Origin of the sequence: Vibrio sp. (genome assembly GCF_050299255.1) — a bacterium.
Classification (GTDB): Bacteria; Pseudomonadota; Gammaproteobacteria; order Enterobacterales; family Vibrionaceae; genus Vibrio.
Genome location: NZ_JBNKVP010000180.1, coordinates 1 through 1,480, shown reverse-complemented (window position 1 = coordinate 1,480; position 1,480 = coordinate 1). Strand labels below are relative to the sequence as shown.

Annotated in this window: 2 protein-coding genes; one reads left to right on the top strand and one right to left on the bottom strand. The window is 44.8% G+C overall.

The genetic code is table 11. The annotated features are described in order from the left end of the window. Positions 1 to 726 (bottom strand): aromatic amino acid transport family protein (locus ACQY6F_RS18935; RefSeq protein WP_428776671.1); only part of this gene is annotated, 726 nt, incomplete at its 3' end. 330 nt (positions 727 to 1,056) lie between these two features. On the opposite strand from ACQY6F_RS18935, the gene ACQY6F_RS18930 reads away from it, so the two are divergent. Further along, entirely contained in the window at positions 1,057 to 1,398 is a 342-nt protein-coding gene (locus tag ACQY6F_RS18930) for a DUF2799 domain-containing protein (protein ID WP_014230874.1), read from the top strand. Positions 1,399 to 1,480: the final 82 nt, after the last annotated feature.

Genomic DNA, 1,480 nt, shown 5'->3' with positions numbered 1-1,480 from the left:
GAACAGTGCTGGCCAAAGAGGCATGTCATTCGGGTTTAGGTTGCTGAACATGTCCGATACTTGGAAGTCACCCATTACCGTGTGCTCGCTAGAGAATGCTACAGCAGTCATCAGGCCAACAGACATGAAAATCAGTAGTGCGCCAAATAGTGGGTAGAAACGGCCGATGATCTTATCAACAGGAACGATAGTCGCAATGATGTAGTACGCAAAGATTGCGATAACCATTGTTGTCATGCTTACGTTTAGGCTTGTTTGATCGTTGATTAGGTTTGTGATCATGCCAGCTGGTGCTGATACGAATACCACACCAACAAGAAGCAGTAAGACAATGGCAAAAATGTTCATAAAGTGTTTTGCGCCATTACCTAGGTAACGTCCAGTAATGGTTGGTACAGAAGCACCGCCGTTACGAACAGATAGCATACCTGAGAAGTAATCGTGTACCGCGCCAGCAAAAATACAGCCGATAACAATCCATAACATTGCCGCTGGGCCGTATAGCGCACCCATGATTGGGCCAAAGATAGGACCTACGCCAGCGATGTTAAGTAGCTGAACTAGGTAAACTTTCTTGGTTGACATTGGAACATAGTCAACACCATCTGCTTTAGTGTGAGCAGGCGTTTGGCGTTTTTCACTGATGCCGAAAATTTTCTCGACGAAAGCGCCGTAGATGAAGTATCCGCCGATTAGGGCTGCGACACAGGTTAGAAACCACATCATAACTATTGTCCTTGGTTAGTAGGATAGGGTAATTGTTTTAATTTCAGGATGCATGTTAAGGGCTGCTTTTGTTAATTGCATTCGCTTAGTCGGTAAGTGGTCGAATAGGACTACGAGTGGTCGATATGGCCTTTGAGTGGTTTTGGGCAGTGTTCAGTGGTTGCTCTTAGCCGTGAATGGTATTTGGATGGGATGAGTGGTTCTGATTTCACGGTTAGCGGTTGGTTGTCTCCGTCAGTGGTTAAATACGCAGATAAACGGTAAAAGTGAGAATTTAGTGGTAAGCTTATTTTGAAAACAAATTTTTAAAACAAAGAGTTAAGGGGAAATATGAAAAAGGCAACGTTAGGGTTAGCGCTGGCTTTACTGGCAGGGTGTTCCGCGACTACAGAAGATCTCGCTCAGTCAGGCGACTGGTATCAAATCGGTTATCAGGATGGCATCGCGGGTCATACATCACGCACAGTGAAAGAGCTAAGCGCAATGGGCAATGTAAAACAAGGAGATTACGACCAAGGTTATCTCGAAGGTTTGTCTGAATACTGTAACCCTGATTTTGCGTATCAGATTGGATTATCTGGTCAGTATTACGAAGGGGTGTGCGAGGGGACGAAACAAGCCCAAAAATTCCGAATGGAATGGCAGCGTGGCTGGAACGAATACAGTAACTAACGCGGTTTCATAATCAAGACGACTGTCTGACTTGTTAATCTTCTGACAAATGGGGAGGGTTTGTTTGGTCTACTTTTGACAT